Raw genomic sequence first — 17600 nt, forward strand, 5'->3', positions numbered from 1 at the left:
TCCCGCCTGACGAAACCCGAACCGTAATCCCTTGGCCCGGGCCGTATTTATCCCGCGTGTTCCTTGTGCTCCTCAGGAACGAATTTCAGCGCTTCCTCGTAGACGGCGTCAATAATTTCTTCTTCCTTCAATCGCCGCACTACTTCGCCCTTTCGATACAAAATTCCGACGCCTTTTCCGGCGGCGATGCCGATGTCGGCTTCACTGGCTTCACCCGGCCCATTCACGACACAACCGAGCAAGGCGATTTTTAATGGTTTTTTCAAACCCGCCAGACGTTCCTCGAGCTCGTTCGTGATTTTAAAAAGATCTACCTCCAGCCGTCCGCAGGTGGGACAGGCGATGATCTCCACATTTCTCGTGGCGAGTCCGAGCGAGCGGAGAATTTCTTTCCCGACCTCAACTTCCTTATATGGTTCGTCGGTGAGGGAAACGCGAATCGTGTCGCCTATGCCCTCCGCGAGCAGGGTCCCAATCCCAACTGCGGATTTGATCGTCCCAATTTTGGTCGTTCCGGCTTCGGTGACCCCGAGATGCAGTGGATAGTCGGTGCGTTCGGCAAGGTAGCGATAGGCCTCGATCATCAGCCGCGTATCGGTGGATTTGACGGAGATGATGACATCGCTGAATCCGAAATCTTCGCAAATCCCCGCATGGCGCATGGCGCTTTCAAACAGGGCCTCCGCGGTAGGATAGCCGTGCTTATCCAAAATGTCCTCTTCGAGCGATCCGCTGTTCACACCGATGCGGATCGGGACATTCCGTTCCTTCGCGAGCTTCAGCACCTCGTGAATTCTGTCGATGGAACCGATGTTACCGGGATTGATGCGTACTTTGGCAACGCCCGCCTTGAGTGACTCCAGAGCAAAAATATGATTGAAGTGTATATCGGCGACGACGGGGATGGGAGAGCCCTTGACGATGTCGGCCATAGCCGCTGCCGCTTGCTTGTCGTTCACCGTAATGCGTACGATATCGCAACCCGCCTCTGCGGCCATGCGGATCTGCTCCAGCGTGGCCGCGACATCGGCGGTCTTGGTTTTGGTCATCGTCTGAACGGAAATGGGAGCGTCGCCACCGACCGGGACGCCGCCTACCCACACTTTTCGGGTGCGGCGGCGGATGGTTTTTACCTGAGGGGGCTGCCAGACCGGAGCGTCGGGATTCTGTATTACTGGTATTTCAATCATGTTGTCTGTTGTCTCGTTATTGGAGCCATGAAATAACACAAGAATCCCGTCGGAGATTCCGTCGTCCGCTATTCCCCATTGCCGTCAGGATGAATCCTCTTACTCGCTTCAAGAAGAATGCGCTTCTCCCTCTCGGTGAGACTCGAATAGCCTGAAACGCTGATTTTGTCCAAAATCTCGTCTATGGTCTTTTGTGAAGCGAGAATCTCGCTTTCGTCCACGGGCTGCTTGTGGGTCGGGGTCATCTCGTAAAATTTCGCTTCACGCACGGAAGTGTTTCCGGACCAGCCACCCTGCGCGCCACCGGACCGACGCGTGTCGAACCGTCGCAGCATGCGGTCGATAACACCGCGCATTTCGAGCAACACCCACACCGCACCGATAACTGCGCCGCCAAGGTGCGCTATGTGCGCTATGCCCTGCCGCGTTCCGAACACACCGTTGAACAACTCGAGGACAACGAAAAAGGTGATCAGGTATTTGGCGCGGACGGGCACGAAGAAATACAGAAACACGTAGCGATTCGGAAACATCATGGCAAAGGCCACAAGTACCGCGTACACGCCACCGGAAGCGCCGACTGTCGGGCCGGTTCCGGTAAATATCGGAGCGATGAACAAATTGGCAAGTCCCGCCGCAACACCCGCGACCATGTAGAAAATCAGGAACTTCCGCGATCCCCACAGATTCTCTATCTCCATGCCGAACATCCACAGCATCAGCATGTTGAAAAAGATGTGCATGAGATCACCGTGCAGAAACATGTAGGTGATCAGCTGCCAGACGAAGAAATTTTCTCCGAGGGGATGCAGATAGAACAGACGGGCAAACCAATAGGATATTTCAACGCCTTGATAGGTAAGCCCACTCCCCATCACCAACCACTGCAGAATGAACACAGCGACATTGGCGATGAGCAATCCCTTGATGACTGGTGGGAAAAAGCTGAAGCCCCCGAACTGGGGTCTGTAATCTCCGCCGCCGTACGATCTTCGCAACATCAGTTTCTTCTCTTGTTTGTACGGAACACCAAACCGGTGCTCCACTAGAATATTACACCCGATCGTTGAGCGCCGCAACACCGGGAAGAATTTTACCCTCAAGCAGCTCGAGCGAGGCTCCACCACCGGTGGACACATGGCTCACCGCGTTTTCCAAGCCCGCTTGTGCTATTGCCGCGGCCGAGTCTCCGCCGCCAATGACGGTTACAGCACCCTTTCTCGTTGCCTCCACCATCGCATGGGCTATCTCCAAAGTGCCCCGTGCGAACGAAGGCATTTCAAATACGCCCATCGGACCGTTCCACACCACCGTGTTCGACGCGAGAATGTGCTCTGAGAAAAGTGAGACGCTTTCAGGGCCGATGTCAAGACCCATCATATCCGAAGGGATGTCCTGCACCGCAACAGTACGCGTTTCCGTGTCGTTGGCGAACTCGCGCCCGACAACCGTGTCCACAGGGAGAAGCAATTTCTTCCCTGTTCTTTCCGCCTCAGCCAGCAATTGCGCAGCCAGCTCAACTTTGTCTTCCTCGAGAAGACTGCTCCCGATCTCCAGGCCTTTCGCCTTGAGAAAAGTGAACATCATTCCGCCGCCTATGAGTAAGGTATCCACCTTCTGCAGCAAATTCTGTATGACATCTATCTTTCCTGAGATTTTTGCGCCCCCGAGAATAGCCGTGTACGGCCTCGCGGGATTCCCGACCGCCCGACCGAGATAATCGATTTCCTTTTGCATCAGCAATCCGGCGACGGAGGGTGAGAGGTAATGCGTCACACCTTCGGTGGATGCGTGGGCACGATGCGCACTGCCGAAGGCATCGTTCACATACGCATCACCCAACGAGGCGAGCGCGGCCGCGAAATCGGTATCGTTCGCTTCTTCCCCGGCATGGAAACGAAGGTTTTCCAGCAGCAATACATCCCCCGGCTGCAATGCCGCTGCCATGGCTTGTGCCTCGCTGCCGATGCAATCCGGCGCAAAACGTACGCTCCGACCCAACAGTGTACTCAGTCGTTCGGCAACCGGACGTAAGCTGTACTCGGTCTTGGGCTTTCCCTTCGGCCTCCCCAGATGACTCATGAGAATAACCATCGCACCGGCATCGATCATCATGCGTATGGTCGGAAGGCACGCCACGATGCGTGTATCATCCGTGATGCTCTGATGCTCGTCGAGAGGTACGTTGAAGTCCACACGCGTCAGGACCCGCTTTCCGTTGAGGTCAATGTCCTGTATGCTGAGCTTGTTCATCGAGGAATCTCCATCGCATGTTCTGTGAGAGTGGAATCGAAACAAAGCAAAAAACAAGTGGCGACCCGAAGGAGATCCCGCAGGCCGCCGGTTCCGTACTGGAGTCGATCAGCCCGCGATTTTTTTGACGAGATCAACGACACGGCAGGAATAGCCAAACTCGTTGTCGTACCAGCCGACGACTTTGACAAGATTGCCGCTGCTCATCGTGCTCTTGGCATCGAAAATCACCGAGTGGGGGTTGCCAATGATGTCGCTCGAGACAATCGGATCCTCCGTGTATTCCAGAATTCCCTTCATCGGTCCTTCGGCCGCTGCTTTCATGGCGGCATTGATCTCGTCCACCGATGCGTCGCGTTGTAGTACGGCGACGAAATCCGTGATGGAACCATCGGGCGTGGGGACGCGGAGGGCGAAACCGTCGAGCTTGCCTTTCAGCTCGGGAATGACCTTGCCGACAGTTCTCGCAGCTCCCGTGGTGGTCGGAATGATGTTCGTCGCTGCGGCACGTGCACGACGAAGATCCTTGTGCGGAAGATCGAGCAGGCGCTGATCGTTGGTATAGCTGTGTACAGTGGTCATCAGTCCGCGATCCACACCAAAGGCGTCGTGAAGCACCTTCACCATCGGCGCGAGACAGTTGGTAGTGCAGGATGCATTGGAAATGATTTTCTCATTGCCGGTCAGGATGCCATCATTGACGCCGAGGACGACCGTGGCATCGATTTCATCCTTTGCGGGTACCGTCAGCACGACGAATTTTGCTCCGTTCTTGAGATGTGTGCTTAGAACTTCGCGGGTAAGAAAAATACCTGTCGCTTCGATGACGACATCCACATCCGTCCATTCGAGATTGTTGGGATCGCGCTCGGCGGTGATGCGCAGACGGTCACCATTGATGATGAGGTCGTTGCCGTCTACCTCCACAGTCCCTTTGAAGCGTCCGTGGACCGAATCGTATTTGAGAAGGTGCGCCAGTGTCGCGGCGTCGGTCAAATCATTAATGGAGACAAAGTCAAAGCCGCCAATCTCCAACGCGCGGCGGAATACGAGTCTCCCGATGCGTCCAAAACCGTTGATGCCTACCTTGATAGCCATGGTGTTGCTTATTCCTTTATTGATCTGTGTGATGGACAGTACGAGTGCGCAATTCCAATGTGTAGACTCAACCGAAGAACGCTGACTATCGTTCCTCCACTCCCGTCGGCGTGCGCAGAAGAATTTTCTCTGCTTCCAGCGAAGCTGCGACCCGATCCGCAGCCTCCTGTTTGCCGACTTTGCGGTACGCCCGCTCGAGCAGCGACATCATCGTATCGCGCACCCCGACACGGGTCTGTACATCGCGGATCTGCAGCCAGGCACGTTGTTCCACCAGTCTTCCGATCCGGTGGATTACCTGCCCTGGTCTGGCGGAATCGGAGGCGGCTTTCCGGTTGACGTTTCGGAGAAATTTCAGGACATCTCTTCCGCCGCTTCCATTCTCTCCGAGAGAATGTTCGACTTTCGCGAGGGTGCGGTTTATCGTCACGGAGTCCGCCACCATCTCCTTGAGCCGGATGTTGTACCCTGGAAGAAGTCGAAGTCGCACGGCGTCCGGACGATGCGTGGGAAAGCCCCGCTGCTCCAGACTGTAAACAAGGCCAAGACAGAACTCCCGCGTCAGATTGGTCGTCACGAAATTGAGTCCCGCGGAGATAATCACATCACCTGTCGCCCCGGTCATGAGCGGAAACTTGTCGATGAGATTCTGCCGAAGAAATAACGCCTGATTGTGCGCGCGCTGAATGTCGCCGCCCGCGAGCGTCCTGCGAGTACGGAGAAACTGCAAGGTTTTCACCGGCTCCTTGTAGCCGAGAATTTCGAGTATACCCATCGCCTGGCTGAAACCCACTTCGATGAAGTACTTCACCGTGCCGCGCTTGGTGAGTTCACCGACCTTTTTCATCAGGTTTCCGTTTCCCGGCAGCTTCGCGTTTGCGATGATGTTGAACGACGTGGTATCCGGATATCCGAGATCACAGTAGGTGTCGCGCGGTATGGACATGATCTCGACCACGGCGGAATCCGGATTTACGGTGACCAGATGCAGCGCGTCTGCGCGGGCATCACGCACGGAAAGTCTGCTGTCGATGCCGATAATTAAAACGTTGATCAGTCGGCCGCGAACCGGTGGGAGCTTCGAAAGCGCGGACAGTTCCTTGTGCAGCGCGGAGTCTTCCGGAACGGGCAGCACCGGAAGGCGTGCGCGCCGTTCCAGACTCAGCCGCTCGGCATCGGATTTCAATGTGTCCTTTCCGTTTTCTTCTACCGCCTCCGAGCGCACCATTTCCACGGCTTCGCGCAGCTTCTCGTCGCCCACCCAGTGATACACATCGTCCGATGCGTTTTCATGACGGCGCAGCATGGATCGGGCTGCGTGCCCGGGACCCGGTATCGAAGGAATCAGGCCCGATACTATCCACCAGCTGACGAGCAGCGCCAGCATCCAAAAAACCACACGACCCGTCATGGAAAGAATTCTTCTGCCCAGGCCTTTCTTCTCTTCCAGTTCTGTACTGTTTTCCACTTCTCTGATAAACCTCGATATGATAGGCGTTTCAGCCTTTCACGTTGAAATATTTTGCTTCCGGATGATGAACGATGATGGCGCTGGTGCTTTGCTCGGGGACCAGTTGATACTCTTCGGTCAGAACGACACCGATGCGTTCCGGTTGCAAAAGAGTGAACAGCTGGCGATGGTCTTCAAGATTCGGGCAGGCAGGGTAGCCGAAGGAATACCGCGAACCCTGATACCCCTGCGAGAAGAGCTTCCGTATCTCCGGAGCGTCCTGACCGGCAATACCGAGTTCAATGCGTATTGATCGGTGCCAGTATTCCGCCAACGCTTCGGCGCATTCGACGGTCAACCCGTGCACGTACAAATACTCCTGGTACTTGTCGTCCCGGAACAGCGCTGCCGTGTACTCGCTCGCATACGCTCCCATCGTCACGAGGTGGAATGCGCAAACATCTGCGACTCCGCCGTCAACCGGACGGAAAAAGTCGGCTATACAAAGATAACGGTCTCCACTCTGACGGGGAAATGAAAATCGCTGCCATTCGACATACGTATCCAGGGCGTTGGACTGCCCGGGCCAGATGCCGTATAATTCTGCGTCGTTCAGATTCCGTGGACGAAACACCACGAGTTCGTCTCCGTCACTGGCGCAGGGGAAGTAACCGTACACGACGGCGGGACGCAGCACCGCCTCACGCTTGAGTCGCAATTTGAGCTCTTCAAATCGGGGTCTGATCACCTCCCGTAGCTCGCGTTCCTGCTCCTCGACGCTGCGACTCCCCCGACGAAATTGCCACTGACCGCGGAATAAGGCCGCTTCGTTGATGTACTCGTAGATTTTTTCCACGGCGATGTCCGTGACGACCTTCGTTCCGAAAAACGGTGCGGCAGGTATCGCCGCGTCCGGCGACACAGCGCTGCGCACCGTAAAAGTGGGATGACCTGTTTTGGTCGCCGCGATGACGGGTCGCTGACCCGCCCGGTGCTCCTGCACTTCGCGGAGGTGCATGGCCGACTCCATGGATGCACCGCCCGGCGCCTCGATGATGCTTCCCTCGGATTGCGTCTGTTCTTTCGCCTCTTCCTCCTCCGAAATGTCGACGGTGTCCAAAGCGCGCCCGTAGGTAAGGGATTCCATGAAACGAAGGCCGTCAAAAGCGTCGCGCGCATACTGGAGTTTCCCCTCGTAGAGCGGTCGCAAATCCTCCTCGACGAAGCGCCGAGTCAGCGCCGCTCCACCGAAAACAACCGGAAGATGAATGCCGCGATGCCGCATGAGCTCGAGATTCTCCTTCATAACCAGCGTGGATTTCACGAGCAACCCGCTCATGCCCAGCGCATGCGCATGATGCTCCTCCACCGCCGAGAGCATGGTCTCGATAGGGACTTTGATGCCAAGGTTTATGACGCGATAGCCGTTGTTGGTGAGAATGATATCAACGAGGTTTTTTCCGATGTCATGCACATCGCCTTTGACCGTGGCGAGTACGATGGTGCCCAGGGCCGTGTCTCCTGAACGCTCCATCAGTGGTTCGAGCCATGCAACGGCCGCTTTCATTGTCTCGGCCGATTGCAGCACAAACGGAAGCTGCATCTGCCCCGATCCGAACAATTCGCCGACGGTCTTCATGCCGTCCAGCAAGATGCCGTTGATGATGTCCAGCGCGTCGTGGGTCTTCAGCGCTTCTTCGAGGTCGGCCTCCAGGCCGATGCTGTCGCCGTCGACGATGCGGGCGGCAAGCCGCTCCTCCACGCGCATCGTTTCCCGCTCGGCCCGGACGGGCCGGGATTCGGTCGCAGCGGAGCTGTAATGCGCCATGAACGCGGTGAGCGGATCGTAGAGACAGGCACGGGAGGATTCGGAACTCATAAAAAATCTCATTAGATTTTGGTATCTGAAACTTTCAAGACTGCTCCGTATGTTGTAATTTATTGAGTCGCATTTCGACTTTCGCGAGTCTCATTCACTCGAAGCACCTCAAAAGATTTTTACGGACGTTAAAATTTTTTTTGAAAAGCCCTTGCTATTTCAAGGAAAACCCCGTACTTTTCTTACAATAAGGTAATCAAATCTTAATTTATTAATAGCCAACATCACAATCGGAGGTCCCTCCATGCTGTATTCCAAAACCGCACAGTACTCCATCCAGTCGATGCTGTTCATCGCGGCCAACTCTTCCGAGCAGAACATTCTCGTGCGCGACGTCGCCCGCGAATTGGGTCTGCCCTCGTCCTTCCTGAGCAAAATTCTCCAGACGCTCAGCCGTTACGGTTTTCTGAATTCGGTCAAAGGTCCGAAGGGCGGCTTCTCGCTGTCCGAGAAAGGCGCGAACTCGACGATTGCCGAGCTCGTTGCCGTTGTGGACGGACCGATGAATTTCGACATGTGTCTCGCGGGCTTCACGCCGTGCAGCGAAGAGAATGCCTGCCCATTCCATCATGAGTGGAAGCGCATTCGTGAAGAGATTCGTGAGCTGGTCAACAGCCGCGACATTCATGAGCTGGCTGTTGAAATGCCCGTGCGCTACCGCGTGCTGCTGACCGGCAAGGCCACCCCTGTCAAGAAGATGAAAAAGGAAGCCCCGAAAGCCGAGACCAAGCCCGCCAAAGCCGCGAAAGCTCCCGCGAAAGCTGCCAAGCCCGTGAAGGCCGCCGCGAAACCGGCACCCAAAGCTGCCGCGAAACCCGCACCCAAGGCCGCACCGAAAGCCGCGGCGAAGGCTGCGCCGAAAGCCAAAGCGGCGAAGAAAAAATAATACGTCGTTTGACGTATATCTCTGTACCGGGAGGGCCATGTGGCTTCTCCCGGTTTTTTTACTCCTGCGCCACACACTGTGGCGGCGAAGCACTATTGCTGTCCTGCTGTATGCGCTGGAGACGCTGTATTCGCTTGATTCTGCCAAACTGTCTATCTAACTTTCAATCTTGAGAAAAAATATACTTCATAAATCTGACAATTTGACATATACCACGCGATGAACAGAAAAATCTACATAGAAACGTACGGCTGCCAGATGAATGTGGCGGACACGGAAATCGTGAACGGCATTCTCAAGGAGCAAGGCTACGAGCTTTCAGCCGAGGTCGACAGCGCTGACGCGATTTTCATGAACACCTGCGCCATTCGCGACAATGCCGAACAGCGCATTTATGGACGGCTCTCCAATTTCGAGCACCTGAAAAAACGGAATCCCCATCTCGTGGTCGGAATACTCGGCTGTATGGCCGAGCGTCTGCGCAAGAATCTGCTCGAATCCAACAGCATGCTCGATATCGTCTGCGGTCCGGATGAGTACCGCAAGCTGCCGGAATTGATTGATCAGGCCTTCGAAGGGGAGAAGGGTATCCGCACGCAACTTTCACGTGTCGAAACCTACGACGACATCGTCCCGTTGCGCACCGAGGGCATCAGCGCCTGGGTGAGTGTCATGCGCGGCTGTGACAAATTCTGCACGTTCTGCGTCGTGCCCTTCACCCGCGGCCGCGAACGCAGCCGCTCTCTCCAGGGTGTCGTACGGGAGGTGGAAGAGCTGGTGGGCCACGGTTTTCGCGAGGTGACGCTCCTTGGTCAGAACGTCAATTCCTACAGCGATGAGCAGGGGGACTTTGCGGATCTTCTCGTTGCCGTCGCCGCCGTGCATCCCGCACTGCGTGTGCGCTTCACCACCTCGCATCCGCAGGATATGTCCGACAAGCTTATTCAGGCCATTGCAGACCACCAGAACATCTGCAATTATATCCATCTGCCGTTCCAGAGCGGCTCGGACAGAATTCTCGAACTGATGAACCGTACGTATTCACGGGCACATTACCTCGATCTCGTCAAACGCATCAAGCAGGCCATACCGAATGTCGCGCTTTCCACAGACGTCATCGCCGGCTTCCCCACCGAAACGGAACAGGATCATCACGATACGCTTTCTCTCATGGAGGAAGTACGCTTTGACGGCGCATACATGTTCAAGTACTCCCCGCGAGAGAACACCAAAGCCTGGAAAATGGGTGACGACATTCCGGACGATGTGAAAGGGCGCAGACTGGAAGAAATCATCGAGCTGCAGCGCCGAATATCTCTCGAGGTAAACCGCAGCAGTGTCGGACGGACGGAAAGCATATTGCTTGAGGGGCCGAGTAAACGATCGGAAGAGGAGTGGATCGGTCGCACCGACACGAACAAATCGGTTATCGTCGCTCGGGGCGATTTCTCAATCGGTGACTATGTGACAGTGCGCATCACCAGCGCCACTTCGGCGACACTCTTCGGGACGGTACTGCCGCATGCCGCCTCCGAGGCTGCCTGACACCCGGAAATACCTATGCGTGCGTCCATCATTTTTCTGGCCCTCCTCGCTCTGCTGCCATCCGTTCTCGCGGCACAGTCGGCAAACGATGTACACGCCCTCGTCGCGCGCGTACGTATCGGTGATGGACCCGAAGTGGAAAAACTGCTCCCGCAGCTCGAGAAGGCACGGCCCCGCGATCCGGGCGTTCTCTTCCTCAAGGCGCTGCTCGAGAGCAGCGCGGAAAAGGCGGTGGAGCTGTATCAGCGCATAGCCGACGAGCACGCGGACAGCGAATGGGCTGATGACGCGCTGTACCGGCTCTATCAGTACAGCTACGCGGTCGGTGCCTACCGCACGGCACGGGCACATCTCGACCGTCTCACCGCCCGCTACCCGAGATCCCCCTTCGCGGGCAGGGAAAAGAACGAAGCCGCAGCAGGAACGACTGTTCCCGTTTCCGCGAAATCCGGCACATCGGTGTCGGCAGAATCTCCAACTGCGGAGGGGTACTCCGTTCAGGTGGGAGCATACTCGAAAGCTGCCGACGCGGAAAAGCAGGTGGCGGAACTGAAGAGCAAAGGATATACCGCCGTCGTGAGGATGAAGGAAGTGAGCGGCAAACAGGTCCACGCCGTCTGGCTGGGCAGGTTCACCTCCTTCGAACAGGCTAAGGCCTTCGCGGCACGACTCAAACAGCAGCAGAATATTGATGCTCTCGTGGTGAAACGCTGAACGGAAAACGTATGACCATCACGTTCATCGGTACCGCATCCGGCGTCCCGGTCCCGCATCGGAGGCATTCGTGCGTCCTCGTCGAGCATGGGGAAGTCGCAGAACTCATCGATGCAGGCGAAGGGTGTGCCGCGGGCCTTGTATCGCTTGACCGGGACACTCAGCGTATACGCAGCGTCTGGGTTTCGCACACCCACGCAGACCATGTCAGCGGTCTCCCGCTGCTGCTGCAGCACATGCACCTCCGCGGACGCACTGAACACCTGGACATTCTGGTGCCACCTGGCCGGGAGCCCTGGTTCCTGAACTGGCTGCAGGGCATGTACATCTTCCAGGAAAAATGGTCGTTCCCGTTTTGCATCAAAGCGCTGGAACACATCACAACCGCAGGTGGATTGCGCATCCAGCCCGTACCGAACACGCATTTGGACAAGTCACGGGAGCTTGCCGCGCGGCATGGAGTTCCGGCGCAAGCCTGGTCTTTCGTGCTCATGTGCGACGAAACCTCCGTGCTCCTGTCGTCGGACATTGCGGGTATCGCGGATGTGGAGGAGTACGCACGCAACGTACAGCTGGCCATTCTGGATGTCGCGCATGTTCCGATGGACGATGTATTCCGTTTGGCGGAGCGCTGTACCGACCTCGAGATTTTCTGTACTCACATCCCGCCGGAGCTGGAAACGAAGCTCGTGTCGCTGTGCAAACGCAGCGTCCAGGACCACGGAGGGCGAATTCACTTTGCGGAGGACGGGATGCGCGTCGCTCCGGGACGCGGCTGAACGAAAAAGAAAGCACTATGGAAGCATCGCAGGTACAGGATAGAAAGGACTTTCAACGCAGACATGGTATTGTCGGCAACTCGCTCGAGCTCAGAGAAGTCGTTGAAACCATCATGCAAGTGGCACCGACGGACATCACCGTGTTGATCACCGGCGAGAGCGGAACCGGCAAGGAAGTCATGGCGAAAGCGATCCACGCGGCCAGCGCTCGCCGTAACCGTCGCTTCGTCGCCGTGAATTGCGGCGCCATTCCCGAGGGTATTCTGGAAAGCGAGCTGTTCGGTCACGAAAAAGGTGCCTTTACCGGTGCGGTGGAAACCCGCAAAGGCTATTTCGAAATGGCGGACGGTGGTACGATTTTCCTCGATGAGATCGGCGACACCCCGATTTCAACACAGGTGAAACTGCTGCGTGTCCTCGAGAGCGGTGAGTACATGCGTGTGGGAAGCGCCGAACCCCGCTTCGTGAACGTGCGCGTCATTACCGCCACAAATAAAAATCTTGAAGACGAAGTGCGGAGCAAGCGCTTCCGGCAGGATCTCTATTTTCGCCTCCGCTCGGTCAACATCCGCATTCCACCGCTGCGCAGCCGCCGGTCCGACATACAATTACTCGTACGTCACTTCCTGCGCAATGAATCCTCCGATCCCCGGGAATCCATACTGCTGACGGACGACGGAATGGATGCGCTTGTCCGGCACAATTGGCCCGGGAACGTACGAGAGCTGAAAAATATTGTAGAGAGCATTTCAGTGCTGGAACGAGGCAATGTCGTGGACGAACGCGTCGTCTCGAAATATCTCCACACCGAAGAAGAGCACGATCACCGGGCGTTGCCTGTCCATCTCGGGAAATCCCCGGATCAGGCGGAGCGTGAAGTGATATTCCGTCTGCTTGTGGAGATGCGCGGGGAAATGCTGCAGCTCCGGGCACTGATAGAATCCCTGCGTGAAAAACCTCTGCCGCAATTGCCTCCCTCCGACGAGTCGCGGGAAAGCACAAACATCGATCTGGACTCCATGACGATGCGACGCATGGAAGAGCTGCTGATAAACCACACGCTGAAGCGTCTCAACGGCAACCGGCGCCTCGCCGCCGAAGCCCTGGACATCAGCCAGCGCACGTTGTACCGAAAAATCAAGGACTACGGATTGTGATCAGAACCTTGTGTTGCTATTCGAATATCTCGTATTTTTACATTGTCTTGACCTGTGCGGCCTTGTGCTCCGGTTGCGCCTATTCGTTTACCGGAGCCTCCGTGCCCGAGCACTGGAAAAGCATTGCCATACCGCTGTTCGACGATGACAGCAACTACGGTCAGCCCTCGCTGCGTGAGAATCTGACGAACATGATGATCGAGAAAATGCAGCAGGACAATACCTTGCGGTTGGCGGACCAATCGTCGGCCAGCGTCGAACTCCGGGGCGTGATCACCTCCGTACTCCCCGACCAGCCGATATCGGTTGCTCAGGGCACTCAGGCCTCGCGTCTTCAAATTCGATTGACGGTCCGGGCAACACTGATTGACAACGCGAACAACAAGGAAGTTTGGTCGAAAAATCTCAGCGCGAGCGGAGATTACCCCGCATCCTCCGGTTTGTCCGGTCGTGAAGCCGGTTTGAGGCAGGCCATGGAAAACTTGACGGACGACTTGTTGCTGGAGACAGTTTCCGCGTGGTAACTTTGTAGATATTCTTTCCACTCCCGAGGAACAACCTTTTACTATGGAAAATTTTATACTGGGTGCATACGTGTTCTCGCTGAGCATCCTGTTCTTGTTTGGATCGCACGGATTCGTGATGATCTATTACTACTTTAAAAACAAGGACAAGCGTCCAGTCGGGAGGGAGCTATCAGACGATAAACCCATCGTCACGGTACAACTCCCCGTGTACAACGAGCTCTACGTTGTCGAGCGGCTCATCGATTCTGTCTGTGAAATGGATTATCCCAAAGACAGACTCGAGATTCAGGTCCTTGACGATTCCACGGATGAAACGGTCGAAGTAATCGCGGCCGCCGTCGCACGAAAGAGTGCGCTGGGTTTTGACATCAAGCATGTGCGCCGGGATAACCGCGTCGGCTTCAAAGCCGGTGCGCTTCGATACGGCATGGGTATCGCGCGAGGCGAATTCATTGCGATCTTTGATGCTGATTTCGTCCCCAAGCCGAGTTTCCTGAACGATACATTGCAGCATTTCACGAATGATCGAATCGGCATGGTGCAGACGCGTTGGGAGCATCTCAACAACGAGTTTTCCCTGCTGACACGCGCCCAGGGCATAGCGCTCGACGGTCATTTCGTGATAGAACAGCAGGTACGGAACAAATCCGGATTTTTCATCAATTTCAACGGCACTGCCGGTGTATGGCGCCGAAGCTGTATCGAGGACGCCGGAAATTGGGAAGACGACACGCTCACCGAGGATTTGGATCTGAGTTACCGAGCGCAGCTCAAGGGGTGGAAATTTGTGTTTCTCAATGACGTCACCTCTCCCGCCGAACTCCCCTCCGAGATAAATGCACTGAAGTCGCAGCAATTCCGGTGGACCAAAGGCGCCATCGAAACCTCGAAAAAAATTCTTCCGCGTGTCTGGAAGGCAAAACTGCCGCTTCGCGTGAAGCTGCAGTCCACCGTGCATCTGACGAATAATCTCGTGTTCCCTTTCATCCTGCTCACAGGCATTCTCAATGTACCGCTGATATTTATCAAGCAGACCGGACATCACGACACATTTTTCGCGTTCATGTCCGTCTTCGTCCTGGCCTTTATCAGTTCCTTCCTCTTCTATCTTTACTCACAGAAGGATGTGTACACGGACTGGAAGAAGAGAATTTTTCTGTTCCCGCTGTTCATGTCCGGCAGCATGGGATTTTCCGTGAACAATTCCCGCGCTGTCATTGAAGGGCTGTTCAATAAAAAGAGTGCTTTTATCCGTACACCGAAATTCAGAATCGAGACGGAAAAAGACAGCTGGCAGAATAAAAAATACCGTGCGTCCAAACGTATCAGTTTTGGGGTCATTCTTGAGCTGGTGCTCGCGTTGTACTGCCTCATCGGTGTGGGCGCATCCCTGTATTTTCTGGAAATCGCGGCATTGCCGTTTCAGCTTCTGTTCTGTCTCGGTTTCGGCTTGGTCGGTTGGCTGTCCATACGGCACGCCCTCGCCCCGCAACAATCATAGGAACAGCACGTTCCCGCTTCCCGCAACGTTTTGCGGCTGACATGGACAGTTCGCCACGGAGGTACATCGTCCGTGGCGTTCCATTTGCATTGAGCGCAGTTCTCGTATGACACAGGACAAGAATCGACAGAACGATCAGACGCTCCGACTGCTCGAGCGGCATGTTGCCGAGCATCCGGGCTCTCCTGCGTATCTTCGTCTCGCAGCATTGCTCTTGGAGATGCAGCGTCCCGAGGAAGCGCTGAAGCGTTGCCTTCTCGGCATCAAACGAACGCCCGATCATCCGACCGCTCTTCTGTTGATGGCACGCGCACAAGTGATGCTGCGTCACTATAACGATGCACGCGAATCTCTGCGCGTACTGCTCAGCGCCGTTCCCGGTGGTATCGCCGCCCGGCAGTTGCTCGAGAAAATCCCGGAACTCGAACTGGCGTATCCCCCTGCCGTGGCGTCAGCCATCGATGCCTTTTCGCTGCCCCGTCGTGAGGTTCAGGCAGAGACTCGCTGGAGCCGTCAGGAGAACATTTTACCGACGCTGCCGCGCGTCGGACCCGCAAGCCAGACGCCCGCGCCGGACGAAGGACCAACCGTCGCCGTTCCAGTGCTGGACCTGTCGGCACTGGCTGCGCGGCTGGAACATGCGCGCATTCCGGCGCTCGCGAATGACCTCGAGGAGGACATTGCAGCCGATGAAGATGACATCGAGACCGTCAATCTGCAGCTGCGACCGCAAACGGAAACTCTTGCCCGCATCTATTCTTCGCAAGGCCGCTATCGGGAAGCCATAGACGCCTTTCGCTCTCTGTCCGGTCTGCATCCCGACAGGGCAGCGGAATTCGAACAACACATCCGCGAACTCGAACGCAAGCTTGCCGAATCCTGATTGACGACGGCGCCGGATCGTTCGACCTTGAGCGTTTCCCCCGCCGCGCGTATCCTCCATCGTTTTCTCAACCATCTATTCCCGGTGCGCCATGATCGATCGTAAACACACTCTTCTGCTCGTCGTTGACATTCAGGGAAAACTCGCGGAGATCGCACACGAGTCCGCACACCTCCTGCGCAACGCCCGCATCTTGATTGAGGGGGCAAAGATCCTCGGAATTCCCATCGTATACACGGAGCAATATCCGAAGGGATTGGGACCGACAGAATCCAACCTGGCGGAACTGCTCGCAGATGCAATACGAATCGAAAAAGACAGCTTCAGCTGCTGCGGCGCGTTTGAATTTGAGGTGAAACTGACAGAGCTCCACAAAACCGACATCCTGCTCTGTGGTATCGAGGCCCATGTTTGCGTCTACCAAACGGCGCGCGATCTGATCGGCCTGGGTTATAACGTACATGTCGTATCCGACGCCGTGTCGAGCCGTACCCCCGCCAATCGCGAGCTGGGCATCCACGCGATGGAGCAGCTCGGAGCGAAGCGTACCGGCACCGAAATGGCGCTGTTTGAACTGTTACAGGTTTCGGGTACAGACGAGTTCAAGGCGATCTCCAGGTTGGTGAAATAATCCACCGATCCTGTATCGACGATGGGTGCGGCACAGGCAACGCACCCACACGGGCATACCGTGGCGCTCCCCGCAGAGAGCTACGCGCCTTTGTGAATAATCCGGAGTCTCGTCCTTTGTCGGATGTCATACCGAAGAGAAACCATCGCAGCGAGCAGCGGCAGAATTGCGGCAGCAAATCTCCAAAAAAACGGCCCCGAAATCGGGGCCGTTTTCCAAATCGGTGGCTGCTTAACGCGCGTTCTTGAACCACTCGTAATACGTCGTTTCCAGTTCATGCGCACTGGGCATGGGGAAGAACAGCATGTCGCCGCTCTGATCGAAGAACCAGAATCCGTGCCGCAGCACCCGGTAAGAAATATTGTGCAGAACGGACGAGAGACTGATGGTCTTGACTTTTTTCTCGGGCAGCTGATGCATCTCCAGCAGACAGTCGAGAAGGTGATAGGGATTGCTGTCGGGAATCGGCGATACGATGATCTCCCGATTTCTGCTCTCGGCGAGAAATTCCTCGATATTCAAATCGATCTGCGTGAAACAGAAACGCGAGGCACCCTTCGCCGAATCGGATGTGATATATTTTCCGAATTCGCGCTGATCCAGTCGCGAGGCGATGAGATTGGAAACCGGCGCGATTTCCTGGAATATGCGGATCAGACCGGGGACGTTCTCGGCAGTGTAGGGAGCGGGAGACAACTCGAGCGCTTTCCCGCTGACAGTAACGAGATAGAGTTTCTGTATCGCGGAGAAGGGAATGTGTTCCAAAACGCGGTACGATGAGATGAATTTGGTGCGTTTGGGACTCCCATCCTCGTGCGGAACCGTCTTTTCCAGATACTCCTCGATCTTGAAATAAGGATCACGGAAGTTGATGTCGATTTCCGCAAAAACGACCTTACCCTGAAAATGCCGCGCGCTGCCGATGGTATAGTGTTGTGCGAAAGCCGCAGGTTCGAGTTGCGATGAAACCAGTGCGTTGATCGGGAACACGATCATGTAGAGGTGTTTCGGATAATCTGCCATTCTCGTTCTTTTGAATATGTGGAAATGCCGGAGCTGGTAATGTATCAAATATGGCGCTGACCCGCAACCGGTCCGCACGATGTC

16 protein-coding genes are annotated in these 17600 nt (G+C 55.8%); 9 read left to right on the forward strand and 7 right to left on the reverse strand.

Annotated elements, in window-relative coordinates:
- Positions 1-47: 47 nt before the first annotated feature.
- The 6 genes from ispG to M5R41_12650 form a co-directional block, all read right to left on the reverse strand.
- Positions 48-1190 (reverse strand): flavodoxin-dependent (E)-4-hydroxy-3-methylbut-2-enyl-diphosphate synthase, encoded by a 1143-nt coding sequence (gene ispG, locus M5R41_12625; protein MCZ7557236.1) that lies wholly within the window; start codon positions 1188-1190, stop codon positions 48-50.
- A 68-nt stretch (positions 1191-1258) separates the two neighbouring features.
- Complete coding sequence (locus M5R41_12630; protein MCZ7557237.1) at positions 1259-2191, reverse strand: rhomboid family intramembrane serine protease; 933 nt, start codon at positions 2189-2191, stop codon at positions 1259-1261.
- Positions 2192-2243: 52 nt separating this feature from the next.
- A complete protein-coding gene (locus M5R41_12635) occupies positions 2244-3443 on the reverse strand; it encodes a phosphoglycerate kinase (protein MCZ7557238.1) in 1200 nt (399 codons plus the stop codon).
- A gap of 108 nt (positions 3444-3551) precedes the next feature.
- Positions 3552-4541, reverse strand: coding sequence for a type I glyceraldehyde-3-phosphate dehydrogenase (gene gap, locus M5R41_12640; GenBank protein MCZ7557239.1), 990 nt, complete (start codon positions 4539-4541; stop codon positions 3552-3554).
- An 85-nt stretch (positions 4542-4626) separates the two neighbouring features.
- Positions 4627-6009 carry an LCP family protein gene (locus tag M5R41_12645; GenBank protein ID MCZ7557240.1) on the reverse strand — a complete coding sequence of 461 codons (1383 nt, stop codon included), beginning with the start codon at positions 6007-6009 and terminating at the stop codon, positions 4627-4629.
- Positions 6010-6040: 31 nt separating this feature from the next.
- On the reverse strand, positions 6041-7870 hold the full coding sequence (locus M5R41_12650) for a B12-binding domain-containing protein (protein ID MCZ7557241.1): 1830 nt from the start codon (positions 7868-7870) through the stop codon (positions 6041-6043).
- Between the two features lie 244 nt (positions 7871-8114).
- Here M5R41_12650 and M5R41_12655 point away from each other — a divergent pair, with 244 nt between their 5' ends.
- The 9 genes from M5R41_12655 to M5R41_12695 all read left to right on the forward strand — a co-directional run bounded on the left by M5R41_12655 (position 8115) and on the right by M5R41_12695 (position 16493).
- Positions 8115-8756 (forward strand): Rrf2 family transcriptional regulator, encoded by a 642-nt coding sequence (locus tag M5R41_12655; GenBank protein ID MCZ7557242.1) that lies wholly within the window; start codon positions 8115-8117, stop codon positions 8754-8756.
- A gap of 219 nt (positions 8757-8975) precedes the next feature.
- Positions 8976-10301 (forward strand): tRNA (N6-isopentenyl adenosine(37)-C2)-methylthiotransferase MiaB, encoded by a 1326-nt coding sequence (gene miaB, locus M5R41_12660; GenBank protein MCZ7557243.1) that lies wholly within the window; start codon positions 8976-8978, stop codon positions 10299-10301.
- A 15-nt stretch (positions 10302-10316) separates the two neighbouring features.
- Positions 10317-11015, forward strand: a complete 699-nt coding sequence (locus M5R41_12665; protein ID MCZ7557244.1) for an SPOR domain-containing protein — start codon at positions 10317-10319, stop codon at positions 11013-11015.
- 11 nt (positions 11016-11026) lie between these two features.
- A complete protein-coding gene (locus M5R41_12670; protein MCZ7557245.1) occupies positions 11027-11794 on the forward strand; it encodes an MBL fold metallo-hydrolase in 768 nt (255 codons plus the stop codon).
- 17 nt (positions 11795-11811) lie between these two features.
- Entirely contained in the window at positions 11812-12951 is a 1140-nt protein-coding gene (locus M5R41_12675; GenBank protein MCZ7557246.1) for a sigma-54 dependent transcriptional regulator, read from the forward strand.
- A gap of 101 nt (positions 12952-13052) precedes the next feature.
- Positions 13053-13475 (forward strand): LPS assembly lipoprotein LptE, encoded by a 423-nt coding sequence (gene lptE / locus M5R41_12680; GenBank protein MCZ7557247.1) that lies wholly within the window; start codon positions 13053-13055, stop codon positions 13473-13475.
- Positions 13476-13518: 43 nt separating this feature from the next.
- Positions 13519-14979, forward strand: coding sequence for a glycosyltransferase family 2 protein (locus M5R41_12685; protein MCZ7557248.1), 1461 nt, complete (start codon positions 13519-13521; stop codon positions 14977-14979).
- A 106-nt stretch (positions 14980-15085) separates the two neighbouring features.
- A complete protein-coding gene (locus M5R41_12690) occupies positions 15086-15862 on the forward strand; it encodes a tetratricopeptide repeat protein (protein MCZ7557249.1) in 777 nt (258 codons plus the stop codon).
- Between the two features lie 91 nt (positions 15863-15953).
- Positions 15954-16493: a hydrolase gene (locus M5R41_12695; protein MCZ7557250.1), complete on the forward strand. Its 540-nt coding sequence runs from the start codon at positions 15954-15956 to the stop codon at positions 16491-16493.
- Between the two features lie 231 nt (positions 16494-16724).
- On the opposite strand, the gene M5R41_12700 is transcribed toward M5R41_12695, so the two are convergent.
- Positions 16725-17489, reverse strand: coding sequence for a hypothetical protein (locus M5R41_12700; GenBank protein ID MCZ7557251.1), 765 nt, complete (start codon positions 17487-17489; stop codon positions 16725-16727).
- Positions 17490-17600: the final 111 nt, after the last annotated feature.

The sequence above is a fragment of the Bacteroidia bacterium genome, from assembly GCA_027493955.1.
In the GTDB taxonomy this organism is placed as follows: Bacteria; Bacteroidota; Ignavibacteria; order SZUA-365; family SZUA-365; genus JAOSJT01.

Bases quoted from the DNA above. Each gene is read 5' to 3' on its own strand.
- ispG (MCZ7557236.1), bottom strand. From the start codon at position 1,190: ATGATTGAAATACCAGTAATACAGAATCCCGACGCTCCGGTCTGGCAG.
- M5R41_12630 (MCZ7557237.1), bottom strand. From the start codon at position 2,191: ATGTTGCGAAGATCGTACGGCGGCGGAGATTACAGACCCCAGTTCGGG.
- M5R41_12635 (MCZ7557238.1), bottom strand. From the start codon at position 3,443: ATGAACAAGCTCAGCATACAGGACATTGACCTCAACGGAAAGCGGGTC.
- gap (MCZ7557239.1), bottom strand. From the start codon at position 4,541: ATGGCTATCAAGGTAGGCATCAACGGTTTTGGACGCATCGGGAGACTC.
- M5R41_12650 (MCZ7557241.1), bottom strand. From the start codon at position 7,870: ATGAGTTCCGAATCCTCCCGTGCCTGTCTCTACGATCCGCTCACCGCG.
- M5R41_12655 (MCZ7557242.1), top strand. From the start codon at position 8,115: ATGCTGTATTCCAAAACCGCACAGTACTCCATCCAGTCGATGCTGTTC.
- miaB (MCZ7557243.1), top strand. From the start codon at position 8,976: ATGAACAGAAAAATCTACATAGAAACGTACGGCTGCCAGATGAATGTG.
- M5R41_12665 (MCZ7557244.1), top strand. From the start codon at position 10,317: ATGCGTGCGTCCATCATTTTTCTGGCCCTCCTCGCTCTGCTGCCATCC.
- M5R41_12670 (MCZ7557245.1), top strand. From the start codon at position 11,027: ATGACCATCACGTTCATCGGTACCGCATCCGGCGTCCCGGTCCCGCAT.
- M5R41_12675 (MCZ7557246.1), top strand. From the start codon at position 11,812: ATGGAAGCATCGCAGGTACAGGATAGAAAGGACTTTCAACGCAGACAT.
- M5R41_12685 (MCZ7557248.1), top strand. From the start codon at position 13,519: ATGGAAAATTTTATACTGGGTGCATACGTGTTCTCGCTGAGCATCCTG.
- M5R41_12690 (MCZ7557249.1), top strand. From the start codon at position 15,086: ATGACACAGGACAAGAATCGACAGAACGATCAGACGCTCCGACTGCTC.
- M5R41_12695 (MCZ7557250.1), top strand. From the start codon at position 15,954: ATGATCGATCGTAAACACACTCTTCTGCTCGTCGTTGACATTCAGGGA.
- M5R41_12700 (MCZ7557251.1), bottom strand. From the start codon at position 17,489: ATGATCGTGTTCCCGATCAACGCACTGGTTTCATCGCAACTCGAACCT.